This window comes from Streptomyces sp. NPDC005799 (assembly GCF_040630525.1).
Taxonomy (GTDB): domain Bacteria; phylum Actinomycetota; class Actinomycetes; order Streptomycetales; family Streptomycetaceae; genus Streptomyces; species Streptomyces griseorubiginosus_B.
Map to the genome: position 1 here is coordinate 24716 of NZ_JBEXXQ010000053.1, position 21550 is coordinate 46265.

20 protein-coding genes are annotated in these 21550 nt (G+C 68.3%); 11 read left to right on the top strand and 9 right to left on the bottom strand.

Going from position 1 to position 21550, the window contains the following annotated elements; translation table 11 throughout:
• Positions 1-116: 116 nt before the first annotated feature.
• From ABZ453_RS38620 to trxA, 5 genes are all read left to right on the top strand, one after another.
• A complete protein-coding gene (locus ABZ453_RS38620) occupies positions 117-1838 on the top strand; it encodes a serine/threonine protein kinase (RefSeq protein WP_359022731.1) in 1722 nt (573 codons plus the stop codon).
• A gap of 26 nt (positions 1839-1864) precedes the next feature.
• The gene (gene sigM, locus ABZ453_RS38625) at positions 1865-2590 is read left to right on the top strand and encodes an RNA polymerase sigma factor SigM (protein WP_359022733.1); all 726 of its coding nucleotides are present in this window, start codon (positions 1865-1867) and stop codon (positions 2588-2590) included.
• The gene (locus ABZ453_RS38630; protein ID WP_359022735.1) at positions 2587-3468 is read left to right on the top strand and encodes a hypothetical protein; all 882 of its coding nucleotides are present in this window, start codon (positions 2587-2589) and stop codon (positions 3466-3468) included. Before sigM ends, ABZ453_RS38630 begins: the two co-directional genes overlap by 4 nt.
• A 190-nt stretch (positions 3469-3658) precedes the next feature.
• A complete protein-coding gene (trxB, locus tag ABZ453_RS38635) occupies positions 3659-4627 on the top strand; it encodes a thioredoxin-disulfide reductase (protein ID WP_359022737.1) in 969 nt (322 codons plus the stop codon).
• Between the two features lie 43 nt (positions 4628-4670).
• Positions 4671-5000, top strand: coding sequence for a thioredoxin (gene trxA, locus ABZ453_RS38640; protein WP_058924306.1), 330 nt, complete (start codon positions 4671-4673; stop codon positions 4998-5000).
• Positions 5001-5073: 73 nt separating this feature from the next.
• Here trxA and ABZ453_RS38645 read toward each other — a convergent pair whose 3' ends face one another.
• The 9 genes from ABZ453_RS38645 to rpmH all read right to left on the bottom strand — a co-directional run bounded on the left by ABZ453_RS38645 (position 5074) and on the right by rpmH (position 11987).
• Positions 5074-5691, bottom strand: a complete 618-nt coding sequence (locus ABZ453_RS38645) for a GNAT family N-acetyltransferase (protein ID WP_359022740.1) — start codon at positions 5689-5691, stop codon at positions 5074-5076.
• Positions 5692-6017: 326 nt separating this feature from the next.
• Positions 6018-7106, bottom strand: a complete 1089-nt coding sequence (locus tag ABZ453_RS38650; RefSeq protein ID WP_359022742.1) for a ParB/RepB/Spo0J family partition protein — start codon at positions 7104-7106, stop codon at positions 6018-6020.
• On the bottom strand, positions 7103-8176 hold the full coding sequence (locus ABZ453_RS38655) for a ParA family protein (RefSeq protein WP_208780343.1): 1074 nt from the start codon (positions 8174-8176) through the stop codon (positions 7103-7105). Before ABZ453_RS38655 ends, ABZ453_RS38650 begins: the two co-directional genes overlap by 4 nt.
• 265 nt (positions 8177-8441) lie before the next feature.
• On the bottom strand, positions 8442-9158 hold the full coding sequence (gene rsmG / locus ABZ453_RS38660) for a 16S rRNA (guanine(527)-N(7))-methyltransferase RsmG (RefSeq protein ID WP_359022744.1): 717 nt from the start codon (positions 9156-9158) through the stop codon (positions 8442-8444).
• A 118-nt stretch (positions 9159-9276) separates the two neighbouring features.
• Positions 9277-9789 (bottom strand): R3H domain-containing nucleic acid-binding protein, encoded by a 513-nt coding sequence (locus ABZ453_RS38665; RefSeq protein ID WP_359022746.1) that lies wholly within the window; start codon positions 9787-9789, stop codon positions 9277-9279.
• Between the two features lie 15 nt (positions 9790-9804).
• Positions 9805-11079 carry a membrane protein insertase YidC gene (gene yidC, locus ABZ453_RS38670; RefSeq protein WP_359022748.1) on the bottom strand — a complete coding sequence of 425 codons (1275 nt, stop codon included), beginning with the start codon at positions 11077-11079 and terminating at the stop codon, positions 9805-9807.
• Between the two features lie 3 nt (positions 11080-11082).
• Complete coding sequence (yidD, locus tag ABZ453_RS38675; protein ID WP_208780332.1) at positions 11083-11460, bottom strand: membrane protein insertion efficiency factor YidD; 378 nt, start codon at positions 11458-11460, stop codon at positions 11083-11085.
• Positions 11457-11828: a ribonuclease P protein component gene (rnpA, locus tag ABZ453_RS38680; RefSeq protein WP_133048360.1), complete on the bottom strand. Its 372-nt coding sequence runs from the start codon at positions 11826-11828 to the stop codon at positions 11457-11459. The genes yidD and rnpA overlap by 4 nt, the downstream gene beginning before the upstream one ends.
• Positions 11829-11849: 21 nt before the next feature.
• Entirely contained in the window at positions 11850-11987 is a 138-nt protein-coding gene (gene rpmH, locus ABZ453_RS38685) for a 50S ribosomal protein L34 (RefSeq protein WP_003956500.1), read from the bottom strand.
• Positions 11988-12371: 384 nt separating this feature from the next.
• Here rpmH and dnaA point away from each other — a divergent pair, with 384 nt between their 5' ends.
• From dnaA to gyrB, 6 genes are all read left to right on the top strand, one after another.
• Positions 12372-14327 (top strand): chromosomal replication initiator protein DnaA, encoded by a 1956-nt coding sequence (gene dnaA, locus ABZ453_RS38690; protein WP_359022751.1) that lies wholly within the window; start codon positions 12372-12374, stop codon positions 14325-14327.
• A gap of 859 nt (positions 14328-15186) precedes the next feature.
• Positions 15187-16317, top strand: a complete 1131-nt coding sequence (gene dnaN / locus ABZ453_RS38695) for a DNA polymerase III subunit beta (protein ID WP_359022753.1) — start codon at positions 15187-15189, stop codon at positions 16315-16317.
• A gap of 181 nt (positions 16318-16498) precedes the next feature.
• A complete protein-coding gene (gnd, locus tag ABZ453_RS38700; protein ID WP_359022755.1) occupies positions 16499-17374 on the top strand; it encodes a phosphogluconate dehydrogenase (NAD(+)-dependent, decarboxylating) in 876 nt (291 codons plus the stop codon).
• Positions 17375-17426: 52 nt separating this feature from the next.
• The gene (gene recF, locus ABZ453_RS38705) at positions 17427-18548 is read left to right on the top strand and encodes a DNA replication/repair protein RecF (protein WP_359022757.1); all 1122 of its coding nucleotides are present in this window, start codon (positions 17427-17429) and stop codon (positions 18546-18548) included.
• Complete coding sequence (locus ABZ453_RS38710) at positions 18545-19078, top strand: DciA family protein (protein WP_359022759.1); 534 nt, start codon at positions 18545-18547, stop codon at positions 19076-19078. Before recF ends, ABZ453_RS38710 begins: the two co-directional genes overlap by 4 nt.
• Before the next feature lie 374 nt (positions 19079-19452).
• Entirely contained in the window at positions 19453-21537 is a 2085-nt protein-coding gene (gene gyrB, locus ABZ453_RS38715) for a DNA topoisomerase (ATP-hydrolyzing) subunit B (RefSeq protein ID WP_359022761.1), read from the top strand.
• Positions 21538-21550 lie beyond the last annotated feature (13 nt).

Genomic DNA, 21550 nt, shown 5'->3' on the forward strand with positions numbered 1-21550 from the left:
TCGTCCGCCACCGCGTGTCGTGCATAGCGGCGGACTGTGGGCACAATTGGTTTCGGCGTCGGACGGCGCGCACGGATGGCGGTCGGCGCGCAATGGATGGGGAGGCAGGGACGACGGTGGCGGAACGGAGCACGGCTGCCGTCGACGTGGCAGACAACAGCGGCGACGAGCCGCTGACCGCACAGGCGGACCAGTCCACGGCCGACGGGGTGGCCCAGAACCGGGAGCGGGACACGGAGATCGACGAGGCACAGGGGAGTGGCGGGACCGAAGGTTCCGGGGAGGCCTCAGCGCCCGAGCTGCACAGCGGTCACAAACTCGCCAGACGGTACCGCCTGGAGGAGTGCGTCACCCGTCTGGACGGATTCAGCAGTTGGCGGGCCGTGGACGAGAAACTCCGCCGCGCCGTCGGCGTCCACATCCTGCCCGCGGATCACGCGCGGGCACGTTCCGTACTGGCCGCGGCCCGTTCCTCGGCGCTGCTCGGTGATCCGCGCTTCGTGCAGGTGCTGGACGCGGTCGAGGAGAACGACCTCGTCTACGTCGTCCACGAGTGGCTCCCCGACGCCGTCGAGCTGACCACCCTCCTCGCCCCGGGCCCGCTCGAGGTGTACGAGGCCTACCAGATGGTCAGTCAGATCGCCTCGGCGATGGCTGCCGCACACCGTGAGGGCCTGGCCCATCTGCGCCTGAACCCCAACGCCGTGCTGCGCACCTCGACCGGCCAGTGGCGCATCCGCGGCCTCGCCGTGAACGCCGCGCTGCGCGGCATCAGCTCCGCCACCCCGCAGCGCACGGACACGGAGGCCATCGGCGCGCTGCTGTACGCGGCACTCACCCAGCGCTGGCCGTACGAGAGCGACGCCTACGGTCTGTCCGGGCTGCCCAAGGACGTCGGCCTGATCGCGCCGGACCAGGTGCGGGCGGGCGTGCACCGCGGCCTGTCCGAGCTCAGCATGCGCGCGCTGGCCAACGACGGGGCGACCGCGTCCCGGCACGAGTCTCCCTGCACGACGCCGGAGGAGCTGGTGAAGGCGATCGGCGAGATGCCGCGCATCCGCCCGCCGGAGCCGGCGTTCACCGCACCGCCGGAGTACCAGCGCACGACCTACCAGCAGGGCACCTACGGCCGTCCGGCACCGCGTCCGGGCGCCACCCAGCCCGTCCCGTCACCGCCGGCCCCGCTGCAGAGTCGTACCGGCAGGGCACTGAAGTGGGCCGTGTCGGCGCTCCTCATCGCCGCGCTGGGGCTGGGCAGTTGGCAGCTCGCGGAAGTCCTCATGGACAGCGGCAACAAGTCCGACGACACCAACAAGACCCAGACGACGGACGGCAACGACAAGAACAGCAAGGCCCCGAAGCCGGTCAGGACCCTCGCCATCCAGGGAGCGCAGGAATACGTCGCCAAGGGCGACGCACAGCACCCCAACGACGTCGACAAGACCTACGACCACGACAGTTCCACGTACTGGCGCACCGCCAGCTACAAGGACGGTCCGAACATGAACCCCCTCTTCAAGCCCGGCGTCGGTATCGTCTACGACTTCGGCTCGAAGCAGGAGGTGTCCGCCGCCTCGATAGGGCTTCTGTTCGGCGGCAACCACACGACCGTCACGCTGTACGCGACCGATTCCATGAGTTCGTCGGTTCCGCTGGCGTCGATGACGAAAATGGGCTCGGTGACGACGACGGGAACGACCGCCAAGGTGACGGTCACCAAGCCGGTGAAGAGCCGGTACGTGCTCGTCTGGTTCACGGCCCTGCCGTACGCGCCGGGAGACTCGTACAGCGGCGTGGGATACAAGCAGGCCATAACCGACCTGAAGTTCACAGGCTGAGCACGTCGTACACGGGAGGGGGTCCGATGGCAGATGGGAACGCATATGGCGACGCAAGCGATCAGGATCTTCTCACCCGCCATGTAGAGGGCGACCCGGACGCCTTCGGTGAGCTCGTACGTCGGCATCGGGATCGTCTCTGGGCCGTGGCGCTGCGGACGCTGGGCGACCGTGAGGAAGCCGCCGACGCCGTTCAGGATGCGCTCGTGTCCGCCTACCGGGCCGCCCACACCTTCCGCGGACAGTCGGCCGTCACGACCTGGCTCCACCGCATCACGGTGAACGCCTGTCTCGATCGCGCCCGCAAGGCTGCCTCGCGCAAGACCGCTCCGGTCGACGACACCGAACGGCTGGAGCAGCTGCTGGAGCCGCACGAGGAAGCGTCGGCTCCAGCGGAGCGCAACGACCTGCACCGCCAGCTGCTGGAGGCGCTCGGCACCCTCCCGCCCGACCAGCGTGCCGCCCTCGTCCTCGTGGACATGCAGGGATACCCCGTCGCCGAAGCCGCCGCCATGCTCGACGTCCCGACCGGAACCGTCAAGAGCCGCTGCGCCCGTGGCAGAGCGAGACTCCTGCCGCTGCTCACCCATCTCCGGCCGGAAAGCGCCGGTACAGGAAAAGAACAGGGTGAAAGGCGGAACCGGACTCAGGGGACATCCGTCCCACCGGCAGCGGGGCCGCCGACTGCCGCTCCACGTGATAACGGGCCAAGCGATTCAGCTGCTGTGAAGGGCGGAGGTGGGCGATCGTGACATCCACGACGGACAGGGCCGGGCACCCGGACGTCGCCGAGATCTCCGACCTCACCGAGGGACTCCTTCCCGCGACCCGTACCGCCGACATACGGCAGCATCTCGACGCGTGCGAACTCTGCGCGGACGTCTATGCGTCCCTGGAGGAGATCAGGGGACTGCTTGGCACGCTTCCCGAACCACCTCAGATGCCCGCCGACGTCGCCGGTCGCATCGACGCCGCCCTCGCCGCGGAGGCCCTCCTCCTGGGCGCCACCGCACCTGACACCGACGACAGCGCTCATGTTTCACGTGAAACATCGGCAACCGCGGATCGTCCCTCCGGGCGGGCACGGGTCTCGACGACCGGTCCGGGCCGTAAGAACCGCAAGAGGGCGGCACGTCGCAGGATCGCCGTTCTCGGTGGCGTCTTCGCGATCGCCGCACTGGGACTCGGATCCGTACTGATCGCCACGCTCGACGACGGCAAGCCCTCCCGTCCGGAAGCCGGCGGCCGACAGACCGCGACGGCGGACACCTTCTCCGACAGCAGGCTGGAGAAGCAAGTGACCGACCTCCTCGCCAAGGCGCAGACCCGGGGACGCGGCTCCTCCGCTCCGCACAGCAGCGTGGGCGTGCAGAGTGACCCTGGCCTCGTCTCGCCCAAGATCGACCGTGCGCCCTCGGTGCCTCCTTGTATCCAGAACGGCATCGGCCGCAATGATGTGGCGCTGGCGACCGAGGCGGTCACCTACAAGGGCACCCACGCCCTGCTCGTCGTTCTATCCGATCCCTCGGACAGCACGAAGGTGAACGCGTACCTCGTCGACACGGCGTGTGTCTCCCATCCGCAGACGAAGGCCAAGGTTCTGCTGAGGCAGTCCTACATCCGGCCGTAGCGCCGAAGCTTCGTCTGCGTCTCCGGTGGTATCCCGTACGGTGTCGCGTCTTCACGCGTTCCGGTGCCATGCCCCGTGTACCCGGACACAGCGGGAATGCGCGCCCCTTAGGATCCGTTGGGTGGGGTGAGAGTTCCGAAAGGCGCTCCCGCCGGTCCGACGACGCAGACCAGAGACGAGGAAACTAGCCGTGAGCGACGTCCGTAACGTGATCATCATCGGCTCCGGGCCCGCCGGCTACACGGCGGCGCTCTACACCGCGCGCGCGTCGTTGAAGCCGCTGGTCTTCGAGGGCGCCGTCACCGCCGGTGGTGCGCTCATGAACACCACCGAGGTGGAGAACTTCCCCGGCTTCCAGGACGGCATCATGGGCCCCGAGCTCATGGACAACATGCGCGCCCAGGCCGAGCGCTTCGGCGCCGAGCTCGTCCCGGACGACGTGGTCTCCGTCGACCTGACCGGTGAGATCAAGACCGTCACGGACACCGCCGGCACCGTGCACAAGGCGAAGGCCGTCATCGTCACCACCGGCTCGCAGCACCGCAAGCTCGGCCTGCCGAACGAAGACGCGCTGTCGGGTCGCGGTGTCTCCTGGTGTGCCACCTGTGACGGCTTCTTCTTCAAGGACCAGGACATCGCCGTGATCGGCGGCGGCGACACCGCGATGGAGGAGGCCACCTTCCTCTCCCGCTTCGCCAAGTCCGTGACGATCGTCCACCGCCGGGACACCCTGCGCGCCTCGAAGGCGATGCAGGATCGCGCCTTTGCCGACCCGAAGATCAAATTCGTATGGGACAGCGAGGTCGCCGAGATCCAGGGTGACCAGAAGCTGGCGGGTCTGAAGCTGCGCAACCTCAAGACCGGCGAGCTGAGCGACCTGGCGGTCACCGGCCTGTTCATCGCGATCGGCCATGACCCGCGCACCGAACTCTTCAAGGGCCAGCTCGACCTGGACGAGGAGGGCTACCTCAAGGTCGACGCCCCCTCGACCCGCACCAACGTGACCGGTGTGTTCGCCGCCGGTGACGTCGTCGACCACACCTACCGCCAGGCGATCACCGCCGCCGGCACCGGTTGCTCCTCCGCTCTCGACGCCGAGCGTTTCCTCGCGGCCCTGGCGGACGAGGAGCAGGCCGAGCCCGAGAAGACCTCCGTCTGACCCCCTTCCGCCCCACCGCACACCAGTAAAAGGAGCCCCCGCAGTGGCCGACCTGAAGAACGTGACCGACGACTCCTTCGAGCAGGACGTCCTCAAGAGCGACAAGCCCGTCCTGGTGGACTTCTGGGCCGCCTGGTGCGGTCCGTGCCGCCAGATCGCCCCGTCGCTCGAGGCGATCGCCAAGGAGTACGGCGACAAGATCGAGGTCGTCAAGCTCAACATCGACGAGAACCCGGGTACGGCTGCCAAGTACGGCGTCATGTCCATCCCGACGCTGAACGTCTACCAGGGCGGCGAGGTCGCCAAGACCATCGTCGGTGCCAAGCCGAAGGCCGCGATCGTCCGCGACCTCGAGGACTTCATCGCTGAGTGATGTTTCACGTGAAACATGAAGGGGCCGACCCGTCCGGGTCGGCCCCTTCGCGTTGACACGGCCCGTCAGACCGTCAGAGAGGACGGAGCGCAGGCTCCTTCTGTACGGCCCCCAGGAGCCGGTCGAGCGCCATCTCGACGTCTTCCTTCCAGGAGAGCGTCGTCCGCAACTCCAGCCGCAGGCGCGGGTACGTGGGATGCGGCCGTACGGTCTTGAACCCCACCGCCAGGAGGTGGTCGGCCGGCAGAACACACGCGGGCTCCCTCCACCGAGCGTCTCCGAAGACTTCGATGGCCTTGAAGCCCCGGCGCAGGAGATCCTTGGCGACCGTCTGGACCATCACCCGGCCCAGCCCCTGCCCCTGGTAGCCCGGCATGATGAACGCGGTCATCAGCTGTACCGCGTCCGGCGACATGGGGCTCGTGGGAAACGCCGTGGAGCGGGGGACGTAAGCGGGCGGTGCATAGAGCACGAAGCCCACCGGAACGTCGTCGATGTACACGACCCGGCCGCATGATCCCCAGTCCAGCAGGACTGCCGAGATCCATGCCTCTTTCTCCAGCGCGGCCGTGCCCGCCTTTATCGCGGCCTCACCGCTGACGGGGTCCAGTTCCCAGAAGACACACGAGCGGCAACGCTTGGGAAGGTCCTGAAGGTTGTCCAGCGTGAGCGGTACGAGCCGACGCCCCATGAAGGCTGTTCCTCGCTTCCTTCGCCCGCAGCGTCGCGAGCGGCTGTCAGAGCGCTCCGTTCTCTCAGCAGGCTGCCGACGAAGCCGCCGACCGCGCCGAGTCCAAGGCCCGCGCCCACCAGCCCGGTGCGGCTCATCGTTCGCATGGCCCCTGCCCCCTCTCAGAGGTACTGCCAGGTGGATGCGCCATACCTGAACGCATCGTATCCACACAGCCATTCCATCGATACCGCCTGAAAGCAAAGAGCGGGCCGTGTCCGTACACACCGGACACGGCCCGCCTCGTCCACCGGCCGAGCGAGACCACTCGGCCTGCCCCGGACTGCCTAGGCCTCGGACTCCTCCGAGTCACCCTCCGCAAGGCCCTTCTGCAGGACCGGACCCTCGCCCGGGGCGAGCGTGCCAAGGATCCGCTCGAGGTCCTCCATGGAGGCGAACTCGACCGTGATCTTCCCCTTCTTCTGCCCCAGGTCGACCTTCACCCGCGTCTCGAAGCGGTCCGAGAGCCGGGTCGCCAGGTCACTGAGCGCCGGGGAGACCCGGGCACCGGCCCGCGGGCCCTTGGAGCGCTGAGCCGTCTGCGGCCGCGAGCCCATGAGGGTCACGATCTCCTCGACGGCCCGGACGGAGAGACCCTCGGCCACGATCCGGTGGGCGAGTCGGTCCTGCTCCTCCGAGTCCTCGACGGACAGCAGCGCCCTGGCGTGACCGGCGGAGAGGACCCCCGCGGCGACCCGCCGCTGGACCGCCGGCGAGAGCTTCAGCAGACGCAGGGTGTTGGAGACCTGAGGGCGTGAGCGACCGATGCGGTCGGCCAGCTGGTCGTGCGTGCAGTTGAAGTCCTTCAGGAGCTGGTCGTAGGCCGCGGCCTCTTCCAGCGGGTTCAGCTGCGCGCGGTGCAGGTTCTCCAGGAGGGCGTCCAGGAGAAGCTTGTCGTCCTCCGTGGCCCGCACGATCGCCGGAATCGCCTCAAGACCGGCCTCACGGCTGGCCCGCCAGCGCCGCTCACCCATGATGAGCTCATAGCGCGCGGGGCCGACCTGTCGAACGACGACCGGCTGGAGGAGCCCGACCTCCTTGATGGAGGTGACGAGTTCCTGCAGCGCGTCCTCGTCGAAGACGTCACGCGGCTGGCGCGGGTTCGGGCTGATGGAGTCGAGGGGAAGTTCCGCGAAGTGGGCGCCCATGGGAGCCGCGGGCGTCTCCGCGGCGCCGTACAGCGACGGCTCCTCGGTTTCATGTGAAACAGGCGGCAGCGTGGCCACCTTCGCCGCGGCCACTCCGCGCTCGGTCGTCAGCACCGGAACCGATGCGGGGGACGCGGAAGCCGCAGCCGGGGCCGGCGTCTTCTCCGTCGGGGCCGCGGGGATCAGTGCGCCGAGACCACGGCCCAAACCCCTCCGTCGCTCGCTCACTGAATCCCCTCCACCATGCTCGGGTTGCTCTGGGCGCCGATATGGGCCTGCGTCGGGTCGTAGCTGACGCCGACACCCTTCAGAGCGATTTCTCGTGCCGCCTCAAGATAGGACAAGGCACCACTGGACCCCGGATCATAGGTCAGCACTGTCTGTCCGTAGCTCGGCGCCTCGGAGATGCGGACCGAGCGGGGAATGCTCGTCCGCAGCACCTCGTCGCCGAAGTGGGTGCGCACCTCTTCCGCGACCTGCGACGCGAGTCGCGTCCGGCCGTCGTACATGGTGAGCAGGATCGTCGAGACATGCAGGGCGGGGTTGAGGTGCCCCCGCACCAGGTCGACGTTGCGCAGCAGTTGCCCCAGACCCTCCAACGCGTAGTACTCACACTGGATCGGGATGAGCACCTCCGCGCCGGCGACCAACGCGTTGACCGTCAGCAGACCGAGTGAGGGCGGGCAGTCGATGAGGATGTAGTCCAGCGGATGCTCGTACGCCTGGATCGCCCGCTGCAGTCGGCTCTCCCGCGCCACCAGGGACACCAGCTCGATCTCCGCACCGGCGAGATCGATGGTGGCGGGCGCGCAGAAGAGTCCTTCGACATCGGGGACGGGCTGAACGACTTCGGCCAGCGGTTTGCTGTCGATCAGCACGTCGTAGATGGACGGCACTTCGGCATGGTGGTCGATTCCCAGGGCCGTGGACGCGTTGCCCTGGGGGTCGAGGTCGACCACGAGGACACGGCCGCCGTGCACAGCCAGCGAAGCGGCGAGGTTGACCGTAGTCGTCGTCTTCCCCACGCCGCCCTTCTGGTTGGCGACCACGATGATGCGGGTCTGCTCGGGCCGTGGCAGGCCCTCGCCGGCGCGATTCAGCGCCTCCACCGCCAGTTGGGCAGCACGACCGATCGGAGTGTCGTCCATCGGGGGCGGTGTTTCACGTGAAACATCCTCCCCCATCGACTCGGTACGGGGACCGGGGACCGGATCGGTCATCGGTCCCGCGATGTTGGCGTCGGACCGCAAGGATTCACTCTCCTCGACTTCAGGCTCGCAATGAACAGAGCCTCCCATGTCTTCGGGGTTGTGAACCAGTGAGGCCTGTTGTTCTGTGGAGAAATCCACCTCTGTGGACAACTTCACACCCTCATCGAGTGAACCAAGGGGCTTTCGGTCGCGGGGTTCGGCCGCAGCGCGGCCCCGGCTGATAATGCCGTGCAACAGTGAGCGACGTTTCACGTGAAACACGATGCACAGCAGCCGTGATCGAACTGTCGCGACACTCCGGCGTGCGTAGGTTCGGCAGCTTGTGTGGAGTACGTCTCGTCGTCAGGACGGATCAGCGGCGTCGGCGCGCGCGACCGGTGCGAGCGGCCTTCGCGCGCTTGGCCGCGAACCGCACACCGCCGGGGCTCTCACCGACCTCGACCCGGACGACCGTGGACAAGGGATCCACCACTCCCTCACCCACATGCAGGATGGAGGTCTCCACGGCACCGAGCTTGCTGAGCGCAGTGGTGGCACTCTTGAGCTCCTCCTCCGCGGTGTCCCCCTTGAGCGCCAGCATCTCGCCGTACGGGCGCAAGAGCGGGATTCCCCAGGTGGCCAGTCGGTCCAGCGGGGCCACCGCTCGCGCCGTCACCACATGGACCGGAGTGATCTTGCCCATGACCTCCTCGGCGCGGCCGCGGACGACCGTCACATGGTCCAGGCCCAGCAGTTCCACGACCTCGGTGAGAAAGGTGGTCCGCCGCAGCAAGGGCTCCAGCAGCGTGATCTTCAGGTCCTCCCGGACGAGCGCCAGGGGAATGCCTGGCAGGCCGGCCCCGGAGCCGACGTCGCACACGGTGACGCCCTCGGGCACGACCTCCGAGAGCACCGCACAGTTCAGCAGATGCCGCTCCCACAGGCGGGGCACTTCCCGTGGGCCGATCAGCCCCCGCTGCACACCCGCCTCGGCGAGCAGCTCCGCATAGCGCACCGCGTCCGCGAAGCGATCGCCGAACACCTCACGCGCATGCTCGGGCGCAGGGGGGAGTTCCGCTGCCTCCGTCACGGGGACCGTCCTTCCGTACCGCACCGGCGTACCCGGCGCCGACCACCAGAACTATCAGGCTGACAAAGACCGGCCCCGTCTGCGCAACAGACGGGGCCGGAGGGACGTGGGGGACCGATCAGGCGGGAAGTACGACGACGAAGCGCTGCGGCTCCTCGCCCTCGGACTCGCTGCGCAGGCCCGCGGCCTTGACCGCGTCATGCACCACCTTGCGCTCGAACGGCGTCATCGGCTGCAGCTTCACCGGCTCGCCGCTGTTCCTCACATCGGCGGCGGCCTTGGCACCCAGCTCGGACAGCTCGGCACGCTTCTTGGCCCGGTAGCCCGCGATGTCCAGCATCAGCCGGCTGCGGTCCCCGGTCTCCCGGTGGACGGCCAGGCGCGTCAGCTCCTGCAGCGCCTCCAGCACCTCGCCGTCACGGCCGACCAGCTTCTGCAGGTCTCGGCTCCCCGCGTCGCTGATGATCGAGACAGCGGCGCGGTCGGCCTCGACGTCCATGTCGATGTCGCCGTCGAGATCGGCGATGTCCAGCAGACCCTCGAGGTAGTCCGCCGCGATCTCGCCCTCCTGCTCCAGGCGGGTCAGGGTGTCTGCACCCTCGGCAGCGGCGGAGGTGGTGCCTTCCGTCACGGGATGGGCTCCTTCTTACTTCTTGGACGGGGACTTGGGGCGCTGCGGGCCTTTGCGCTGCCCGGACTGGGCCTTGCTGCGGGTGCCGCCGGCGCCGGGCTGTGGAGCGGCCTTCTTGGCAGGGGCGGCAGGCTTGGCGTCCTCGGGCTCGTCGGACTTGCTCAGCGAGGTGGTCTCACCGGCGGGCTTGGCACCGCCGGTCTGCCGCTGGGCCTTGGTCTGACGCTTGGGCTGCTGGCGCTTGGGGGCGGCGGTGCCGGTCGTGGGCGTACCGTCCTCGGTCTGGACCGCCACGGCGCTGTCGCTCTTGACCACGGTGCCGTCGGCCTGGGCCGCGAGGCCCGCCTTGTTCAGACCGTTGATGAACTTGCGCTCGAACTCGTTGCGGTCGCGACCCTTGGCGACGATCGCCTTGACGATCGTCTTCTCGCTGCGGCGACGGACCTTGCCGTGCTGCGTGACGTGCTTGGTCAGGCGCTCCAGGTAGGCGGCCTGGGCCTTGGAACCCGGGGTGGGGTTGTTGTGGATGACGTACATCTGCTGGCCCATGGTCCACACGTTGGTGGTCAGCCAGTAGACGAGGACACCGACCGGGAAGTTGATGCCGAAGACGGCAAACATGACCGGGAAGACGTACATCAGCATCTTCTGCTGCTGCATGAACGGCGTCTTCACCGTGGTGTCGACGTTCTTCGTCATCAGCTGGCGCTGCGTGTAGAACTGCGAGGCCGACATCAGGACGATCATGACCGCGGTGACGACCCGGACATCGGCGACCGTGGCGCCCAGGGCGTGGACAGTGGCGCTGCCGTCCTTGAACTTCGCGGCGAGCGGCGCCCCGAAGATGTGCGCCTTACGGGCGCTGGCCAGCAGCGAGTCGTTGATGACGCCGATGGTCTTGCCCGAGGCGATGCCGTTGAGCACGTGGTACAGGGCGAAGAAGAACGGAGACTGCGCCAGGATGGGAAGGCACGAGGAGAGTGGGTTGGTGCCCGTCTCCTTGTACAGCTTCATCATCTCTTCGGACTGACGCTGTTTGTCGTTCTTGTAGCGCTCCTGGATCTTCTTCATCTCCGGCTGGAGCGTCTGCATGGCCCGCGTCGACTTGATCTGCTTCACGAAGAGCGGGATCAGGCAGATACGGATCAGGATCACCAGGGACACGATCGACAGGCCCCAGGCCCACCCGGTGTCGGGGCCGAAGATGGCGCCGTACATCTTGTGGAACTGGACGATGACCCATGAGACGGGTGTCGTGATGAAGCTGAAGAGGCTGGCAATCGTGTCCACTAATCATGCTCCTTGGGCATGGGACGAGGTCTCTGCGGCCGGGCTCGAAGGAGGATTCTCTTCGGTGCTCGAAACAGGATTCTCTTCGGTGACCGGTTCGGCGGCGGAGGGCCCGCCCCTGCGTGCGCGCCAGGCGTCACGCAGCATTTCGTGCCACCGCGGACGCTTGCGCTCAGGGACATGGTCCACACCGCCCAGCGACCACGGATTGCACCGCAGGATGCGCCAGGCCGTGAGCGCCGTGCCCTTGATGGCGCCGTGGCGGTCGATGGCCGTGTAGCCGTAGTGGGAACACGACGGGTAGTACTTGCACACCGGTCCGAGCAGCGGACTGATCGTCCACTGGTACAGCTTGATCAGAGCCAGCAGCGGGTACTTCATCGCGCGCCCCCTCCCAGCAGCCGCTCCAGGGCGGCATCCAGGTCTCGGGCCAGTTGTGCATGGTCGGCGTCGCCCGCACCGGGCAGCGCTCGTACGACTACCAGGCTACCGGGGGGAAACAGGGCGACTCGATCGCGCATCAGATGACGAAGCCTGCGCTTCACCTTGTTGCGGACCACCGCTCCACCCACGGCCTTGCTGACGACGAAACCCGCACGCGTCGGGGGAGCGCTCTCCCCAGGCGCGTGCGGGTCCGTGGCACCGCTACGAAGATGGACGACGAGGGACGGGCGGCCGGCCCGGCGCCCTCGTCGTACCGCGGTCGCGAAGTCCTCGCGCCGCCTCAGCCGGTTCTCGGTGGGCAGCACGACGGCATGACCTGACCGGGATCAGGCGGACAGACGGGCGCGACCCTTGCTACGGCGGGACGCGAGAATCGCGCGGCCGGCACGGGTGCGCATACGCAGCCGGAAGCCGTGGGTCTTCGCGCGACGACGGTTGTTCGGCTGGAAGGTGCGCTTGCTCACTCGGGGGCTCCAGAAATCAAATCGGTGGTTGCGGGTGCCGTCCTGGCTGTCACCGTGCGCCCACGAGTAGCTCGCAGTTACGCCCGAGTGCACCGCTTCCCGATCACCTTCAGCGATCTGTGCCCTTCGGAGGCAGGCGGCAGCAGCCATCGACAACTCGACCTGGTCACGGTACGCGCGGCTACGCCATCCGGTCAAACCAGGAGTCACGGAGAGACACTATCCACAGCCTGGGGACAACAACTTGAACCGCACCCGTCGCCCTGACTACCGTGGCTGAACTCCGATTCGTTCCCTTGACCCCTTGTTCTTGGCTCCACCCCATTTGAATCCCGACCCGTCCCACAACCACACGTTCGTGGGACTCGTGAGAGAGCGTGCCCTGTGGCTGACGTACCTGCCGATCTTGCCGCAGTGTGGCCACGAGTACTGGAGCAGCTTCTCGGCGAGGGGCGCGGGCAGGGTGTGGAGACGAAGGACGAGCACTGGATCCGGCGCTGCCAGCCGCTCGCGCTCGTCGCGGACACCGCCCTGCTCGCCGTACCGAACGAGTTCGCGAAGGGTGTGCTCGAGGGGCGCCTCGCGCCGATCGTCAGCGAGACGCTGAGCCGCGAGTGCGGCCGCCCGATCCGTATCGCGATCACCGTCGACGACTCCGCCGGCGAACCCCCGGCCCCGCCGGCGCCCCCGGTCCGCTCCCAGCCGCGCTACGAGGAACCGGAACTCCCCTCGGGCCAGTACGACGGCTCCTACGACAACCAGTACGAGGGGTACGGCCGCCACCGCGCCGACGATCGCCACCAGACGCGCGCCGAGCAGCTGCCCGGCGGCCCGGGCGACCAGCTGCCACCCCCGCGCGCGGACCAGCTGCCCAGCCCGCGCCCGGCCTACCCCTCCGAGTACCAGCGTCCCGAGCCCGGGGCCTGGCCGCGCCCCTCCCAGGACGAGTACAGCTGGCAGCAGCAGCGCCTCGGATTTCCGGAGCGCGACCCCTACGCCTCTCCGTCGCAGGACTCCTACGGCTCCCCGCAGGACTCGTACGCCCCGCCGTCCCAGGACTACCGTCCGCAGTCGATGGAAAGGCCGCCCTACGACGGCCAGCGCCCCGACTACGACCAACCGCGCCCCGACTACGACCGCGACGGCCGGAGCGAGTACGACCGCGCCCCCCGCCGGGAGCTGCCCGAGCCGCCGTCCGGCTCGGGGCACGTCCACCGCGGCGGCCCCGTCGGCCCCAACCTGCCCACCACCGGCGCCCCCGGCCCGCTGGCCGCGAAGCCCGCGCCGGCCACCGGTCCCGGTGAGCCCACCGCGCGCCTGAACCCGAAGTACCTCTTCGACACGTTCGTCATCGGGGCCTCCAACCGCTTCGCGCACGCGGCCGCGGTCGCCGTCGCCGAAGCACCGGCGAAGGCCTACAACCCCCTGTTCATCTACGGGGAGTCGGGCCTCGGCAAGACCCATCTGCTGCACGCCATCGGGCACTACGCGCGCAGCCTCTACCCGGGCACGCGGGTGCGCTACGTGAGCTCGGAGGAGTTCACCAACGAGTTCATCAACTCCATCCGCGACGGCAAGGGCGACAGCTTCCGCAAGCGCTACCGCGAGATGGACATCCTGCTCGTCGACGACATCCAGTTCCTCGCGGACAAGGAGTCGACGCAGGAGGAGTTCTTCCACACCTTCAACACGCTCCACAACGCCAACAAGCAGATCGTGCTCTCCAGCGACCGGCCGCCCAAGCAGCTGGTCACGCTGGAGGACCGGCTGCGGAACCGTTTCGAGTGGGGCCTGATCACCGACGTCCAGCCGCCCGAGCTGGAGACGCGCATCGCGATCCTGCGCAAGAAGGCGGTGCAGGAGCAGCTCAACGCCCCGCCCGAGGTGCTGGAGTTCATCGCCTCCCGCATCTCGCGCAACATCCGCGAGCTGGAGGGCGCGCTGATCCGGGTGACGGCGTTCGCCTCGCTCAACCGGCAGCCGGTGGACCTGGGTCTGACCGAGATCGTCCTCAAGGACCTGATCCCCGGCGGCGAGGACTCCGCTCCCGAGATCACGGCCGGCGCCATCATGGCGGAGACCGCGCGGTACTTCGGGCTGACGGTGGAGGACCTGTGCGGCACCTCGCGCGGCCGGGCCCTGGTCACCGCCCGGCAGATCGCCATGTACCTGTGCCGTGAGCTGACCGACCTCTCGCTGCCGAAGATCGGCGCCCAGTTCGGCAACCGCGACCACACGACCGTCATGCACGCGGACCGCAAGATCCGCAATCTGATGGCCGAGCGACGCTCCATCTACAACCAGGTGACCGAGCTGACGAACCGCATCAAGAACGGCTGATCCAGCCGCACTCACGCCGTCGAGGGCGCTCCCGGGACCGATCCCGGGGGCGCCCTTCGTCGTCCTGCGGACACCCGCTGTTCGATTAACCGCCGGGTTACGGCCTCTCTCCACAGATCCGGTGACTTTTTCCCGTCCACATCCTGGGGACTGCGAAGTTGTCCAGAGCACGGTCCACAGGCAACCTGTTGAAAGACGATCACCCCAGTTCAGGTGGCTGTGGATTCGTGGACGGAGGATCTCCACAGACTGTGGACAGGCGGAAGATCCACAGGCTGTGCATCGAGTTGTCCACCGGCAACCCACAGGCCGGGCCCTGTTGTCCCCAGCGAATCGGCACTTCTCCACATGCCTGTCCACTGTTCGGCAACGTGACGCGCCTGATCACCGCGTCGAGTGAAAGGCGTCACACGAAGGTGCCGGGTTGGGCTGTGGGAAACGTGGGTAAAGCTGGGGACGGCGCTGGGGAGAAGTCGCCTCAGGCTGTGCACGGGGTGTGCAGAACTTTCCGTTCTCCACAGAACCCCGGAGTTGTCCACCGCCTCCGCCCACAGGGCCAGTGGACAAAATCTCGCCTCTGAGCTGGGAAAACGGGGTTATCCACGGTATCCACAGCCCCTACTACTACTCCCGACTAGAGAGAGCGAGAAGTTCGTTTCGAAGAGGGTCCTGTGCACAACTCGCCGTCCGGCTCCCGGCTGCCCCTCGTCACGACTTGACCCCGACGGGCACCTACTGTCAGTGCCGTGCGTCAGACTGTTCCCCGGTGTCCTTCCCACCACCGGGGCCGACGACACCGAGACAGACGACGAAGCCAGGCAGGCCGTAGAAGCGCCGGCAACAGCAGGAGGCGGCAACAGTGAAGATCCGGGTGGAACGCGACGTACTCGCGGAGGCAGTGGCCTGGGCGGCACGCAGCCTCCCGGCCCGTCCGCCGGCGCCTGTCCTCGCCGGCCTCCTGCTGAAGGCCGAGGACGGGGCTCTGAGCCTGTCCAGCTTCGACTACGAGGTCTCCGCGCGGGTGTCGGTGGAGGCGGAGGTCGAGGAGGAGGGCACGGTCCTCGTCTCCGGCCGGCTGCTCGCCGACATCTGCCGGGCGCTCCCCAACCGCCCGGTGGAGATTTCCACAGACGGTGTACGGGCGACGGTGGTCTGCGGTTCCTCGCGGTTCACACTCCACACCCTGCCTGTGGAGGAGTACCCGTCCCTGCCGCAGATGCCGAACGCGACGGGCACGGTGCCGGGTGAGGTCTTCGCCTCCGCGGCCGCCCAGGTGGCCATCGCAGCGGGCCGTGACGACACGCTGCCCGTCCTCACCGGTGTGCGCATCGAGATCGAGGGCGACACGGTGACGCTGGCCTCCACCGACCGCTACCGCTTCGCGGTCCGCGAGTTCCTGTGGAAGCCGGAGAACCCGGAGGCCTCCGCGGTCGCTCTGGTGCCCGCCAAGACGCTCTTGGACACGGCCAAGGCGCTGACCAGCGGTGACAGCGTGACCCTGGCGCTGTCCGGCTCGGGCGCGGGCGAGGGCCTGATCGGTTTCGAGGGCGCCGGACGGCGCACGACCACCCGCCTCCTCGAGGGCGACCTCCCGAAGTACCGCACGCTGTTCCCGACGGAGTTCAACTCGATCGCCGTGATCGAGACCGCTCCCTTCGTGGAGGCCGTCAAGCGCGTGGCCCTGGTCGCCGAGCGCAACACCCCGGTGCGGCTCAGCTTCGAGCAGGGCGTGCTCATCCTGGAGGCCGGCTCCAGCGACGACGCACAGGCTGTGGAGAGGGTCGACGCGCACCTGGAGGGCGACGACATCTCGATCGCCTTCAACCCGACCTTCCTGCTGGACGGCCTGAGCGCGATCGACTCCCCCGTCGCCCAGCTCTCCTTCACCACGTCCACGAAGCCCGCCCTGCTGAGCGGCAAGCCGGCCCTGGACGCGGAGGCGGACGAGGCCTACAAGTACCTGATCATGCCGGTCCGGCTGAGCGGCTGACTCGGCGGGAGTTGTCCACAGGCCGTGGAGAAGGTCTTCCCGGCCTTGGGGAAACCCGCAGGTCGGGGCGTACATATGAGCGTGTATGCCCACAGCTGTGCGTGAGCGCCCGGGTTTAGGCTCGGACATGGGTACGAACAGGTGCCTCACACGCCACACAGCAACCTAAGGATCAACACTGATGGAGCTCGGTCTCGTCGGCCTCGGCAAGATGGGCGGCAACATGCGCGAGCGGATCCGCCGCGCGGGCCACACCGTCGTCGGATACGACCGCAACCCGGACCTCGCGGATGTCCACAGCCTGAAAGAGCTTGTGGAAGGCCTCGCGGCCCCGCGCGTGATCTGGGTGATGGTCCCGGCCGGTGCCCCCACCCAGTCGACGATCGACGAGCTGGCCGAGCTCCTTGAGCCGGGCGACGTCGTCGTGGACGGCGGCAACTCCCGCTGGACGGACGACGAGAAGCACGCCGAGGAGCTCGCGGCCAAGGGCATAGGCTTCGTCGACTGCGGTGTCTCCGGCGGCGTCTGGGGTCTGGAGAACGGCTACGCGCTGATGTACGGCGGCGACGCGGAGGACGTCGCCAGGGTGCTGCCGGTCTTCGACGCCCTCAAGCCCGAAGGGACGTTCGGCGCGGTGCACGCCGGCAAGGTCGGCGCGGGCCACTTCGCGAAGATGGTCCACAACGGCATCGAGTACGCGATGATGCAGGCCTACGCCGAGGGCTGGGAGCTGCTGGAGAAGGTCGACTCCGTCACGGACGTGCGCGAGGTCTTCCGCTCCTGGCAGGAGGGCACGGTCATCCGTTCCTGGCTGCTGGACCTGGCGGTCAACGCCCTCGACGCGGACGAGCACCTGGACAGGCTGAAGGGTTTTGCACAGGACTCCGGCGAGGGACGCTGGACTGTGGAAGCAGCCATCGACAACGCCGTGCCGCTCCCGGCGATCACGGCCTCCCTCTTCGCGCGGTTCGCGTCGCGCCAGGAGGACTCTCCGCAGATGAAGATGATCGCGGCGCTGCGGAACCAGTTCGGCGGCCACGCGGTCGAGACGAAGTAATCCACAGGGCTGCGCGAGCAGTCCACAACCTGGGGGAGGTCGGCGACCGACCATGCACGTCACGCATCTGTCGCTGGCCGACTTCCGCTCGTACGCCCGGGTCGAGGTCCCGCTCGACCCGGGCGTCACCGCCTTCGTCGGTCCCAACGGCCAGGGCAAGACCAACCTCGTCGAGGCGGTCGGCTACCTCGCCACCCTGGGCAGCCACCGGGTCGCCTCCGACGCCCCCCTGGTGCGCATGGGCGCCGACCGCGCGGTGATCCGGGCACAGGTCAGGCAGGGCGAGCGGCAGCAGCTGGTCGAGCTGGAGCTGAACCCGGGCAAGGCCAACCGGGCCCGCATCAACAGGTCCTCGCAGGTCAGACCCCGTGACGTGCTCGGCATCGTACGGACCGTGCTGTTCGCGCCCGAGGATCTCGCTCTGGTCAAGGGCGACCCCGGCGAGCGGCGTCGTTTCCTCGACGAGCTGGTCACCGCCCGTTCCCCGCGTATGGCCGGCGTCCGCTCCGACTACGAGCGGGTGCTCAAGCAGCGCAACACCCTGCTGAAGTCGGCCGCCCTCGCCCGGCGGCACGGCGGCCGCTCCATGGACCTGTCCACCCTGGACGTCTGGGACCAGCATCTCGCCCGCGCGGGCGCCGAGTTGCTCGCCCAGCGCCTCGACCTGATCGCCGCGCTCCAGCCGCTCGCCGACAAGGCCTACGAGCAACTGGCCCCCGGCGGCGGCCCGATCGCCCTCGACTACAAGCCCTCGGCGCCCGGTGAGGCACACACGCGTGAGGACCTCTGCGAGCAGTTGACGGCGGCGCTCGCCGAGGCACGCAAGCAGGAGATCGAGCGGGGCGTCACCCTCGTGGGACCGCACCGGGACGATCTGCTGCTCAAACTGGGCCAGTTGCCGGCCAAGGGGTACGCCTCGCACGGCGAGTCCTGGTCGTACGCGCTGGCACTGCGCCTGGCCTCCTACGACCTGCTGCGCGCCGAGGGCAACGAACCGGTGCTGGTCCTCGACGACGTCTTCGCCGAGCTGGACACCCGCCGCCGGGAACGGCTGGCCGAGCTGGTCGCGCCCGGCGAGCAGGTGCTGGTGACGGCCGCCGTCGACGACGACGTACCGCACGTGCTGGCGGGTACCCGGTTCTCCGTGGCGGACGGGACGGTGGAGCGCGTATGACGGACCGGGAACCCACCCCTGACAAGGCCGCCGAGCCCAGTGGCGTCGACCTCGCGCGCGTGGCGCTCAGGGCGGCGAAGGAAGCGGCACGCGCGCGGGGGGACGCGGCGCAGCAGAAGAAGCAGGCGCGGCGAGGGGGGCTGCGCTCCGGCGCGCGCGCCGACGGACGCGACCCCATGGCGCTCGGCGCCGCGATCAACCGGCTGATCACCGAACGGGGTTGGGAGACGCCGGCCGCGGTGGGCGGGGTGATGGGCCGCTGGCCGCAGATCGTCGGCGAGGACGTGGCCAAGCACTGCGAGCCGGAGAAGTACGACGAGGACGAGCGGGTGCTCTTCGTGCGCTGCGACTCCACGGCCTGGGCGACGAACCTGCGCCTGCTGGCCCCCACCCTGGTCGCCCGGCTCAACGAGGACCTGGGGCACGGAGCGGTGAGGGTGATCAAGGTGAACGGCCCCAGTGGCCCCGCCCGTCACTACGGCCCCCTGCGCGCCCCGGGCAGCACCGGACCCGGCGATACCTACGGGTGACAGACCTCACATCCGGCGCCCCGCGGCGGTGCCGCCGTACCGCCGCGGGGCGCCTTGTCGTACCACCGCACGCGGTTGCGAATCGCGACCTGACTCCCAAGTAGCCAGGGGTTGACAGCCGAAAGCGCTGAGTGCCTGCTTGAGCCTCTTGGAGCCCCGCTCCGCATATGGGGAGTCGGACGAGACCGGTTGAGGGCGCCACATGAGGACTCAGGTACCGGCAAACCCCCATCACTGTCGGCGCTACCGGTAGACTGGAAGCCAATCCCGCCCCATTCGTGGGGACCGCCCGGGAAAAGCTGAGCAACGCTGATCAAGGCTTACCAACGCAACATGCCGCAGCCGCTCCGGCAACCCGCCGACGAGCCCGGCTCGTGCTGTGCCAGAAAGGGCGCTTCGTGGCCGATTCCGGCAACCCCAACGAGAACATCCCGTCCACCGACGCCGGCGAGAACGGCGCGGTGACCTCGTCGAACGGCGAGGCCACCGCCTCGTACGACGCCAGCGCCATCACCGTCCTCGAGGGGCTGGACGCGGTCCGCAAGCGCCCCGGTATGTACATCGGTTCGACCGGTGAGCGGGGGCTGCACCACCTCGTGTACGAGGTCGTCGACAACTCGGTCGACGAGGCACTGGCCGGCTATGCGGACACCATCGACGTCACGATCCTCCCGGACGGCGGCGTGCGCGTCGTCGACAACGGCCGTGGCATCCCGGTGGGCATCGTCGCCTCCGAGGGCAAGCCGGCCCTCGAGGTCGTGCTGACCGTGCTGCACGCGGGCGGCAAGTTCGGCGGCGGCGGCTACGCGGTCTCCGGCGGTCTGCACGGCGTGGGTGTCTCCGTCGTGAACGCGCTGTCGTCGAAGGTCGCCGTCGAGGTGAGGACCGACGGCCACCGGTGGACGCAGGACTACAAGATGGGCGTCCCGACGGCGCCGCTGGCCCAGCACGAGGCCACCGAGGAGACCGGCACCTCGGTCACCTTCTGGGCCGACCCGGACATCTTCGAGACCACCGAGTACTCCTTCGAGACGCTCTCGCGGCGCTTCCAGGAGATGGCGTTCCTCAACAAGGGTTTGACGATCAAACTCACTGACGAGCGCGAGTCGGCGAAGGCGACCTCCGGTGCCGACGAGGCCGGTGCGGACGAGAAGGCCGAGGTCAAGACCGTCACGTACCACTACGAGGGCGGCATCGTCGACTTCGTGAAGTACCTCAACTCCCGCAAGGGAGACGTGGTGCACAACACCGTCATCGACCTCGAGGCCGAGGACAGGGACAAGAGCCTGTCCCTCGAGGTCGCCATGCAGTGGAACAGCGGTTACAGCGAGGGCGTGTACTCCTTCGCCAACATCATCCACACGCACGAGGGCGGTACGCACGAGGAGGGCTTCCGCGCGGCCCTGACCTCGCTCATCAACAAGTACGCGCGCGACAAGAAGCTGCTGCGCGAGAAGGACGACAACCTCACGGGTGACGACATCCGCGAGGGTCTGACCGCGATCATCTCGGTGAAGCTGAGCGAGCCGCAGTTCGAGGGCCAGACGAAGACCAAGCTCGGCAACACGGAGGCCAAGACCTTCGTGCAGCGGGCGGTCTACGAGCACCTCAACGACTGGCTGGACCGCAACCCGGTCGAGGCGGCGGACATCATCCGCAAGGGCATCCAGGCGGCCACCGCGCGCGTGGCGGCCCGCAAGGCCCGCGACCTGACCCGCCGCAAGGGCCTGCTGGAGTCGGCGTCGCTGCCCGGCAAGCTCTCCGACTGCCAGTCGAACGACCCCATCAAGTGCGAGATCTTCATCGTCGAGGGTGACTCCGCCGGCGGCTCGGCCAAGTCCGGCCGCAACCCGCAGTACCAGGCGATCCTCCCGATCCGCGGCAAGATCCTCAACGTCGAGAAGGCCAGGATCGACAAGATCCTGCAGAACCAGGAGATCCAGGCGCTGATCTCGGCCTTCGGCACCGGAGTTCACGAGGACTTCGACATCGAGAAGCTGCGCTATCACAAGATCATCCTGATGGCGGACGCCGACGTCGACGGCCAGCACATCAGCACCCTGCTGCTGACCTTCCTGTTCCGCTTCATGCGGCCGCTGGTCGAGGCCGGACACGTGTTCCTGTCACGTCCCCCGCTCTACAAGCTCAAGTGGGGCCGGGACGAGGTCGAGTACGCCTACTCCGACCGCGAGCGCGACGCCCTGGTGGAGCTCGGCCGGCAGCGCGGCAAGCGCATCAAGGAAGACACCATCCAGCGCTTCAAGGGCCTCGGTGAGATGAACGCCGAGGAACTGCGCGTGACGACCATGGACCAGGAACACCGCGTGCTCGGCCAGGTCACCCTCGACGACGCCGCCCAGGCCGACGACCTGTTCTCGGTGCTGATGGGCGAGGACGTCGAGGCCCGGCGCCAGTTCATCCAGCGCAACGCCAAGGACGTCCGCTTCCTCGACATCTGAGTCGGTCTCAGCT

Excerpts from the sequence above, each read along its gene's own strand:
- recF (WP_359022757.1), top strand. The coding sequence starts at position 17,427 with ATGCACGTCACGCATCTGTCGCTGGCCGACTTCCGCTCGTACGCCCGG.
- gnd (WP_359022755.1), top strand. The coding sequence starts at position 16,499 with ATGGAGCTCGGTCTCGTCGGCCTCGGCAAGATGGGCGGCAACATGCGC.
- ABZ453_RS38710 (WP_359022759.1), top strand. The coding sequence starts at position 18,545 with ATGACGGACCGGGAACCCACCCCTGACAAGGCCGCCGAGCCCAGTGGC.
- ABZ453_RS38645 (WP_359022740.1), bottom strand. The coding sequence starts at position 5,691 with ATGGGGCGTCGGCTCGTACCGCTCACGCTGGACAACCTTCAGGACCTT.
- sigM (WP_359022733.1), top strand. The coding sequence starts at position 1,865 with ATGGCAGATGGGAACGCATATGGCGACGCAAGCGATCAGGATCTTCTC.
- yidD (WP_208780332.1), bottom strand. The coding sequence starts at position 11,460 with ATGAAGTACCCGCTGCTGGCTCTGATCAAGCTGTACCAGTGGACGATC.
- ABZ453_RS38655 (WP_208780343.1), bottom strand. The coding sequence starts at position 8,176 with ATGGGAGGCTCTGTTCATTGCGAGCCTGAAGTCGAGGAGAGTGAATCC.